This is a genomic window from Actinomadura logoneensis (genome assembly GCF_003428695.1).
GTDB lineage: Bacteria > Actinomycetota > Actinomycetes > Streptosporangiales > Streptosporangiaceae > Spirillospora > Spirillospora logoneensis.
This window is the reverse complement of the sequence record NZ_QURH01000975.1, coordinates 1-9316: the sequence shown is the minus strand read 5'-3', so window position 1 is coordinate 9316 and position 9316 is coordinate 1. Positions and strand designations below refer to the sequence as shown.

Sequence of the window (9316 nt, the reverse complement as noted above, 5' to 3'; positions counted from 1 at the left end):
GGACGCCCCCGCCGCCTGATCCGCACCGGCCGCCCTCCGGCCGGCGCGGCCCGCCCTCCGGCCGCCGCGGCCGGACCGGCCATTGCGGGCCGACCCCTTTTGGGTGATCATGAACGGGTGGCCCGGGAGGGGACCGACCTCCGGGGCCGCGCAGACCGTGTGGCCCTGTCCGTTCCCTGCCCGTCCCGTGTCCGGCCGGTCCCGTCGTCAGGAGCTTCCGTGCTGTACGTATCGCTCGGCTGCCGCCTCGCCCTGGCCGCGGTGATGACCCTGGCGGCGGTGGGCAAGCTGCGCTCGCCGAGGACGTTCGCCGCCTCGCTCGAGGGGTTCGACTTCATCCCGGCGGGGCTGCGCCGCCCGCTGGCCCTCGGGGTCCCGGCCGCCGAACTGCTCATCACGCTGCTGCTGGCCGTGCCCGCCACCGTCACCGCCGGGTTCCTCGCCGCCGCGGTGTTCTGCGCCGGGCTGACGGCCGTCCCGACCCTCGTGGTCGCCCGCGGGACGACCGTGAAGTGCGCGTGCTTCGGCGCGGGCAACGAGGTGCCGATGAGCGGGTGGCACATCGCCCGCAACGCGGTGCTGCTGGCCGCGGCGGTGCTGGGCTCGGCGGTGGCGCTGTCGGTCGGCACCGGCGTGCCGGGCGAGGTGGCCGGGATCGTGCTGGCCGTCGTGTCGGCGGGTCTGCTCACCGCGCTGACCGTCCTCGTCGACGACATCGCCGCGCTCTTCCGGACCCCGACCACCGCCGGCGGCGTCGGCCGCTGAGTCCGCCGAGCCCGCTGAGTCCGGGCGGAGCCGCCCGCGTCAGTTCCGGCTGGGCGTGGACCAGCCGGAGACCGAGAACGTGAGCCCGTAACGCGCCGGGTTCCGCTTGGTGACCTTGAAGAGCAGCACCTGCCCCTTGGTGGTGACCACGCAGAGGCGGGTGTCCTTGCGGAGGTCCGCGAAGCGCAGGGGAGCGCCGAGCGGACTGTGCTCGACGGCGTTCACGCAGGCCGCCGGTGCGGGGTCGCCGGACACGACGGCGCCCTGGCCCGTCCAGTCCCAGATGGTGAGTTCGGGGACGTGGTCGTTGGTGAGGCAGTCGTAGACCATCGCGTCGTTGGCGTCGACGTGCACCTTCGGACCGGTGGGGGCGAGTTCGAGGCCGTACTGGAAGGACGAGCCCTCCGTGCACGTGCCGCCCGGCAGGTCGATGGAGACGTCCTGGTACTCGGGCGCGTAGGCGGCGGCCGTGGTGGCGGAGGCGGTCGGGGAGGGCTCCGACACCGACCGGGCCGGAGCCGAGGAGGTGGCCGCGCCGGTCGCCGCGCCGGTCGGGTGGGCCGGCGGCGAGCCGTGCTGGTTGAACGCGAACAGGACACCGCCCGCGAGCAGGACGGCCGCTCCCGCGCTCGCCCCCGCCAGGAGCGGCGTCCGTACCCTCGTCCCGGTCCCCGTCTCCGTCCCCGCCCTGCCCCGCGTCCCCGGTGGCAAGGTCGCCGGGGGGAGCGAGGTGAGGGTGGCCGGCGGCGGGACGTAGCCGGGCAGCGTGACGGCCAGCGCCTCGGGAAGCCAGCCCTCCGCCGGAGGGTGCGGCAGTTCGGCGCGGGCCAGCCGGGCGATCTCGGGGGTGGAGGGCCGCGCGGCCGGGTCCTTGGCCAGGCAGTGTTCGGCCAGGGCGCGCACGACGCCCTCGCAGCCGTCCAGGTTCGGGGGAGCGGAGACGATCCGGTGGAACAGCGTGTCGGTCGCGCCCTCCCCGAAGGCGGCCCGCCCGGTCGCGCCGAAGACCAGCACCTGGCCGAGGGCGAACACGTCGGTCGCGGAGGTGACGGGCTCGCCCCGGACCTGCTCGGGGGCCATGAACGCCGGGGTGCCGATCCGCGCGCCGGCCACGGTCAGGCTGGTGGCCTCGGCGGCGCGCGCGATGCCGAAGTCGATGACGCGCGGCCCGTCGGCGGCCAGCAGGACGTTGGACGGCTTGAGGTCGCGGTGCACCACCCCCGCGGCGTGGATGGCGGTGAGCGCGTCGGCGATCCCGGCCGCCAGGTGGAGCAGACTCCCGCCGGGCAGCGGACCCCACTGCCGGACGGCCCGCTGCAGTGAGGGGCCCGCGACGTAGGCGGTCGCCAGCCAGGGCGCGGGGGCATCGGGGTCGGCGTCCACCAGCGCGGCGGTGTAGGGGCTCGCGACGCGCTGGGCGGCCTCGACCTCCTGCCGGAACCGGCTGCGGAACTCCGGATCGGCGGCGAACTCCGGGCGGATGGTCTTGACCGCCAGCGGGCGCCCGCCGCGGGTGACCGACAGGTACACCTTGCCCATGCCGCCCTGGCCCAGCACGGCCAGCAGCGGGTAGCCCGCGATCTCGCGCGGGTCGTCGGGGGACAGGGGCGGAAAATCGGATGACATGGTTCTCCTGGAAAGGGTCCGCCCTTTTCCCGAACCGGTTGATGGGAGAGCGCGGACGGTCTTGAATGCGGTCGATCACTCGAGAAGACGTGGACGCCGGGGAGGCGCCTGGTGGGCAGACCGGAACGGCCGCTGGACCGGGACGCCGGACCCGTACCGGCCTTCGCCGACGAGTTGCGGAAGCTGCGCCGCGCGGCGGGCAACCCCTCGTACCGGGTGCTGGCCTCCCGGGCCAACTACTCCCACACGGTCCTTTCGGACGCGACGCGGGGCGAGCGGCTGCCCACGCTGGCGGTGACGCTGGCGTTCGTCCGGGCGTGCGGAGGCGACCCGGCCGAGTGGGAGGCGCGCTGGCACCTGCACCGGCAGCTCGCGGAAGGGCTCGTCCCGCGGTCGGCGGCGAGCGCCGCGGACACGGCGGCCACCGGTGCCGTCGCGGACGCCTCGAGCACGGGGGTCGGTGCCGCCGCGGATGCCTCGGGTACGGGGACCGCTGCGGTCGCGGACGCCTCGGGCGGCGGGACCGGTGTGTCCGTCGGCTCCGAGGTGGCCGCTTCCGGGGTCGCGGCTGCGTCCGGTGACGCGACGCGTCCGGACGGCGTCGCGTCCTCGTCCGCGGGGGGTGCCGAGCCGACGTCCCCCGGGGGCGGGCCCGCGCCGAGGCAGACGCTTCCCGGGCGTCCTCCCGGTGGGCTTTCCGGGAACCGGCCGGGCGGCGGCGCGCTCGGCCGCTACGCGGCGGTCGCCGTCGTCGTCGCGGTGGTCGCGGGGACGTGCGGGTGGTGGCTCCGGCCCGTCCACGCCCCGGCGCGTTCGGCCGAGCCGTCGCCCCGGTCGACCGAGTTCGTCCCGGTCGACGACGGCACCGATCCCAAGATCGCCGGATGCAACCCGGACGGCTTCCCCCGCGACAACGTCCCGGTGCGGCTCGACCGCCCGGCCACGCTGCACGGCCGTACACTCATGGCCGGGACGCAGGTGGGAACGGTGTACCTGTTCTACTCCCCGCGGTGCGCGGGCGCGTGGACCCGGTTCGTCCCGACGCCGGGGCTCAACCCCCACCCGACCGAGAACTCGGTGGCGTCGTTGACGGTGCAGGTGGACCGGCCGATCGACGGCACCGCCTCGTTCTGGCGCATGGGCCACCTCGACTCCAGCTACTCCAACCTGCTGCTGGTCGGCATCGGCTGCGTGACCGGGACCGCCACCGTCCGGATGACAGGCCAGGACGCGGTCGGCACCGCCCACACCCGGTGCCTGGGACGCCCCTGACCGCCCGGCGTCCGGCCCCGCCGCCGCCCCGGCGCGCCCGGACCGTCCCACGCCCTCAGACACCGCGCGCGAAGAAGTCGACCGCGCGGCGCTCGCTCGCCAGCGACCACAGCACCAGGGCGTCCACCGTCATCAGGACCAGGGTGAGGACGACCCCGCCGGCCACCGACGGAGGCTTGGACGCGAACGGCTCGTGTCGGGGACTCGCGATGTCCCCCAGCTGGACCAGCACCGCGACCCCGCCCGCCAGCGCCAGCACGAGCGCGGTGATCGCGTACGCCCGCGCCCACGACCTCCCCCGGACGAGCCCGACCGCGACCGCGCCCATGAGCCCGGCGTCGGCCGCCGCCAACGGGAAGACCGCGGGCGCGAGGGCCAGCCCCACCAGCGCCCCGAACAGGCTGATCGCTGTCAGCACGGTGAAGAACGCCGCCGCCAGCCACACCGATCCCGGCGCGGTGGACGGACGGGCCCGGTCCGGCGCGGTCAGCGCCTCCGCCCGCGTCGGGGTGAGGCCGCCGAAGTAGCGCGCGCCCGCGGCCCCGTACGGCAGCCGCGCCATCGCCACGCACGCGCCCGCGCTGATGAACGCCGCGACCTTCGTGCCTGCGCCCGGCGCGTTGAGCAGGAGCAGCCCGCCGATCCCGCCGAGCGCCGCCACCAGCACCAGCACGGGACGCGCGCGCTGGATCCCGAAGTGCACCGCCAGCCCCGCAGCCGCCGTGAACAGGGCCAGCAGGAGCAGCGCCAGCACCATCCCCGCCGGTGCCGCCGACGGGTCCTTCTGGCAGACCCCGTTGGTGGTGCCGTAGCACGGCGTCCCGTCGAAGGTCCGCCCCGTCGGCTCGGCGAACGTGAACACGCTCCCGGCGACCGCGAAACCGAACATCGCCGCCGCGAGCGTGTAGGCGAGGAACGCCGCCGCGTGCACCTGTTCGGGGATGACGCGGCGTCCCTGCGGGGCGGCCAGGGAGGCGGGCCGGTCGTACATGGGCGGCTCCAGTCCAGGGGAGGTCCGGGCCGCCGTCCGGCCCGGTCGTCCGCCTATCGGGCCAGCTCAAGGGGTTGTCCGGCCAGTGCCGGACAACCCCTGACAACAAGGCGCGCCCGTGACCACGGCGTTCGCCGCGCGTTTCCGAACATGCGCCGCCGTTCCGCCGCCGCCCTTCCACGCCGGTACCGGGGCATGAGCACCGCACCGGTCGTCCCGGTTCCCGCGGGGGCGGGACCGGCGGCACGCGCGGGTGAGGCGACCGCGGCCACCGCGCTGGGCCGCGCCGCCTCACCCGCCCCGACGCCGGTGCCCGACGAGGGACGACCACTGGTGCCGGACCGTCCCTCGGTCAGCCGCCGCCGCGATGCCGGGTCCACAGCGGACCGGGGTCAGGAGGGCGTCGCCGGGACGGGGGCGCCGTCCAGCAGCGCGGCCTGTTCCTTGCGCGTGACGCATCGCTGCGGCTCAGACGCCTGATACGCACGGTGACCGAAGCAGGCCACCGTCCGCGGGAAGTCGCTCCTGGGGAGAGGGGGAGGGGATCAGCGGTCGATGAGCGGCAGGCGGGTCCGCGCGGCGAGGGCGGCCACGCCGTACCAGATGCCGATCAGTCCCATGAGCTGCCGCAGGTCGGGGACCGGACACGTGACGGTGTGCTCGTCCACGCGCTCGGCACCGGGGACGTCGGCGGCGGCCTCGGCCGCGGCGGGCAGCTGGAAGCCGACGGTCAGGTCGAGCCGGTCGGGGATCGGGACGGGACGGAGCTCCGGGGCGTTCTTGACCGCCGCCGCGGCGGCCTCGCGGATGAGGGCCTGCGCGCGCCGCGGGTGCAGGCTGTCGGTCGCGGTGTGGCCCTCGGCGGTCTTCACCGGGGCCGTGACGACGCCGGGGAAGACGCGTTCGGCCAGCGCGCAGATCTGGTCGTCGCCGGTGACCAGCCCGACCGGGACGCCGTGCTCGGCCGCCAGCAGCGCGTTGACCTCGGCCTCCGACACCAGCCGGTCGTTGAGCCGCATCCAGGTGAACCAGGACGAGAAGCTGTGCGCGAGCACGCCCGGGCAGCCGCCCGGCGCGTGGTAGCCGACGAACAGCGCGACGCCGTGCCGCCCGTCCAGCCCGTGCGCCATGCACTGGGCCTTGGGGGAGCCGGTGACCAGCCGCGCCCGCTCGTCCAGTTCGTCCTGCAGGAAGTTGTCCATGGTGCCGTGGCTGTCGTTGACCACGACCGTGTCGGCCCCGGCGTCGAACGCGCCGGCGATCGCGGCGTTGGCCTCGGCGGTCATCAGCTCCTGGGAACGGGGGTAGGCGTGTCCGCCGCGCACGATCTGGTCCATCGTGGCGATGCCGGCGATGCCCTCCATGTCCACCGAGATGTAGACGTCCATACGGCTCCCTTCGGGGGTTCGTGTCGCGAGTATCCGTGGCCGGGCGCTCGGAGGCTTCGGAGCCCGCCACATGGATCGGCCGTGTTTTTCGTGTCACCGCACGAATCGTGTCCCGCGGCCGGGTGCCTACCGTTCAGCCACCCGGCGGCAACGCGCCGCCCGGACGGAGGTGACGAGGGTGACGATGGTGACGCCACAGGAACTCCAGGAACGGCTGGCCGAGGCGGCCGGGCGGCACGGCATCCCCGGCGCGGTCCTGGCGGTGCGGCGCGGGACCGAGGTCGTCGAGGCCGCGTACGGCGTGCTGGACCTGGAGACCGGCTACCCGGTGACGGTCGACTCGGTGTTCCAGACCGGCTCGATCACCAAGGTCTGGACGGCGACGCTGGTCATGCAGCTCGTCGACGAGGGCCTGGTGGACCTGGACGCGCCCGTCGCCCGCTACCTGCCCGGGTTCCGGGTCGCGGACGAGGCCGCGAGCGCGTCGGTCACCGTCCGGCAGCTGCTGTGCCACGTCGCCGGGTTCGAGGGCGACATCTTCGACGACCACGGCCCCGGCGACGACGCCGTCGAGCGGTTCGTGGCGGGCCTGGGCGAGCGGGCCCGCCAGCTGTTCCCGCCGGGCGAGCGGTGGTCGTACTGCAACAGCGGGTACGTCGTGCTCGGCCGGATCGTCGAGGTGCTGACCGGGCAGACGTGGGAGGCGGCGCTGCGCGAGCGGATCGCCGTGCCGCTCGGCATGACGCACATCGCGACCTCGCCCGCCGAGGCGATCGTCCACCGCGTCTCGATGGGGCACGTGACCGGACCGGACGGCACGCTGGTGAAGGGCCCCGCCTGGGCGATGCCGCGCTCGAACGCGCCCGCCGGGTCCACGCTGACGCTGACCGCCCGCGACCAGCTGCGCTTCGCGGCGATGCACCTCAGCGGCGGCCTCGCCCCGGACGGCACCCGGGTGCTGTCGGAGGCGGGCGCGCTCGCGATGCGCGAGCCGCAGGCCGACGTGCCGCTCATCCCGCCGCTCGGCCAGCAGTGGGGCCTCGGGTGGGAGCTGTTCGACTACGAGGGCGGCCTGGTCATCGGGCACGACGGCGGGACGCTCGGGCAGATCTCGCTGCTGCGGCTCGTCCCCGGCGCGGACGTCGCCGTCGCGCTGCTGACCGGCGGCGGCGACTTCTACGGGCTGTACCCGCTGATCGCCGAGCTGCTGGACGAGCTGGCCGGCGTGAAGGTCCCGCCGCTGCCGTTGCCGCCCGCCGACCCGCCCACCGTCGACCCCCGCTACTTCGCCGGCCGGTACGAGTCCGGGACGCTCCGCGCCGACGTCGCCGAGGTCGAGGGCGGCCTGTCGGTGACCGTCCGCCCGCTGGGCTCGCTGGCCGAACTGCCCGGCGAGACGCTGGGCAGCACCGAGACGATGGTGCCCCTGGACGCCCGGACCCTCATCGCCCGCGAACCGCAGGAGGGCCGGCACACCGTCCACGTGTTCCTCGGCGACGGGCCGCACGCCGACTTCCTGCACCTGGGCCGCGCGATCCCGCGCGCCTGACCCGACACCGGCGCGTCCGACCTTCGAGGAGCACCAGCATGAGAACACCAACGGCCAGGGCCGCCGCAGTGGTCGCCGCCCTCGGGCTGGCCGCGACCGGCTGCGCGGGCGGCGGCGGGACGTCCGCGGGAGGCGGCCGGGGCACCGTCACGATCGCGGTCTCCGCCGATCCCGGCTCGCTCGACCCGCTCAACGCGCTGAGCTCCACGGCCATCTTCATGAACGGCTTCGGCTACGCCCGGCTCGTCCAGCTCGGCGCGGACGGGACCCTGGTCGGCGGCGTCGCCGAACGCTGGACGGCCGGCCTCACCTCCGCGACGTTCACCATCAGGCAGGGCGTGACCTGCCAGGACGGGTCGCCGCTGACGGCCGAGGACGTGGCCGCCGAGTACAACCACATCGGCGACCCGCGCAACGCCTCGCCGATGCTCGGCCTGTCGGTGCCGTTCACGGCCAAGGCCACCGCCGACCCGGCGGCCCGGACGGTCACCGTGAAGACCGCCCGGCCCTCGCCGTTCATCCTGCAGATGGCGAACCTGCTGCCGCTGGTGTGCCGCAAGAACCTCGCCGACACCAAGGCGCTGTCCCGTACCACCGCGGCGTCCGGGCCCTACCGGCTGACCGAGGCCGTGCCGAGCGACCACTACACCTACGTCAAGCGGCCGGACGTCACGTGGACACCGGGCGGCGCGGACATGTCCGCCGCGCCCGACAAGGTGGTCTTCAAGGTCGTCACCAACGAGTCCACCGCCGCGAACCTGCTGATGTCCGGCCAGGTCAACCTGGTGCAGCTGAACGGCTCGGACCGGCAGCGGCTGGAGGCCGCCCGCGTCGCGCACCAGGGCATCCGGACGGTGATCGGGCAGTGGCTCTTCAACGAGGCGCCGGGCCACGCGACCGGCGACCCGGCCGTCCGGCGCGCGCTGGTCACCGCCCTCGACCTGGCGCAGGTCGGGTCCGTGGCGAGCGGCGGACGCAACGTCGCGCCGACCAACCTCGGCGAGACCGCGCCCACGCCCTGCCCGCAGGACTCGGTGACCGGCAACGTGCCCGGACACGACCCGGCCCGCGCGGCGGCGGACCTGACCGCGGCCGGATGGGCCAGGAGCGGCGGCCAGTGGACCAAGGACGGCAAGCCGCTCCAGCTGACCGTGACCTACCCGACCACCCTCGGCCCGCGCGTGACGGCGGCCGTCGAACTGGCCGCGCAGCAGTGGACCGCGTTCGGCGTGAAGGTCGCCACCAAGACCGTGACGCCCGCGACCGTCACCACCGTGATGGGCTCCGACGGATGGGACGTCGCCTGGCAGCCGATCGTCGTTAATCTGCCCGACCAGCTCGTCCGGTTCTACGACGGGCCGCGGCTGCCGAAGGGCTCCAACTTCGGCGGCATCGACAACCCCGACTACCGGCGGCTGTCCGGGCAGGCGATGGCCAAGCTCGGCACCGCCGGCTGCCCCCTGTGGACGCAGGCCGAGAGCGCCCTGGTCAAGCGCCTGGACGTGGTGCCGTTCGCGACCTCGGAGGAGACCTACTACGGCAAGGGCGTGACCTTCCGGCTGGACGGCGCGGGACCGCTCCCGCACACGCTGCGCAGGACGGCCGGATGAGCGCCCCCAACCCTCCGGCGCGCCTGTCCGCCGGGACGGCCCGTCCCGGCCCGGCGGACGTCGGCCCGGCAGACCCCGGCGCGGCACGCCCGGCGCCCGAGACGGCGGAACGAGG

At 75.1% G+C, this 9316-nt stretch carries 7 protein-coding genes; 4 read left to right on the top strand and 3 right to left on the bottom strand.

The genetic code is table 11. The features are described from left to right. Nucleotides 1-219 precede the first annotated feature (219 nt). A complete protein-coding gene (locus DZF91_RS33130) occupies nucleotides 220-765 on the top strand; it encodes a MauE/DoxX family redox-associated membrane protein (protein ID WP_158588103.1) in 546 nt (181 codons plus the stop codon). A 39-nt stretch (nucleotides 766-804) separates the two neighbouring features. Here DZF91_RS33130 and DZF91_RS33125 read toward each other — a convergent pair whose 3' ends face one another. Further along, nucleotides 805-2391 carry a serine/threonine-protein kinase gene (locus DZF91_RS33125; protein ID WP_117360988.1) on the bottom strand — a complete coding sequence of 529 codons (1587 nt, stop codon included), beginning with the start codon at nucleotides 2389-2391 and terminating at the stop codon, nucleotides 805-807. 111 nt (nucleotides 2392-2502) lie between these two features. Between DZF91_RS33125 and DZF91_RS33120 the strand changes: the two genes are divergently transcribed. Then, on the top strand, nucleotides 2503-3663 hold the full coding sequence (locus tag DZF91_RS33120; RefSeq protein WP_117360987.1) for a helix-turn-helix domain-containing protein: 1161 nt from the start codon (nucleotides 2503-2505) through the stop codon (nucleotides 3661-3663). A gap of 55 nt (nucleotides 3664-3718) precedes the next feature. Here DZF91_RS33120 and DZF91_RS33115 read toward each other — a convergent pair whose 3' ends face one another. Further along, nucleotides 3719-4654, bottom strand: coding sequence for a hypothetical protein (locus DZF91_RS33115; RefSeq protein WP_117360986.1), 936 nt, complete (start codon nucleotides 4652-4654; stop codon nucleotides 3719-3721). Between the two features lie 545 nt (nucleotides 4655-5199). Further along, nucleotides 5200-6042 (bottom strand): M55 family metallopeptidase, encoded by an 843-nt coding sequence (locus DZF91_RS33110; RefSeq protein WP_117360985.1) that lies wholly within the window; start codon nucleotides 6040-6042, stop codon nucleotides 5200-5202. Between the two features lie 184 nt (nucleotides 6043-6226). Between DZF91_RS33110 and DZF91_RS33105 the strand changes: the two genes are divergently transcribed. Beyond that, nucleotides 6227-7591 carry a serine hydrolase domain-containing protein gene (locus tag DZF91_RS33105; protein WP_117360990.1) on the top strand — a complete coding sequence of 455 codons (1365 nt, stop codon included), beginning with the start codon at nucleotides 6227-6229 and terminating at the stop codon, nucleotides 7589-7591. A 38-nt stretch (nucleotides 7592-7629) separates the two neighbouring features. Next, nucleotides 7630-9201, top strand: coding sequence for an ABC transporter substrate-binding protein (locus DZF91_RS33100; protein ID WP_117360984.1), 1572 nt, complete (start codon nucleotides 7630-7632; stop codon nucleotides 9199-9201). Nucleotides 9202-9316: the final 115 nt, after the last annotated feature.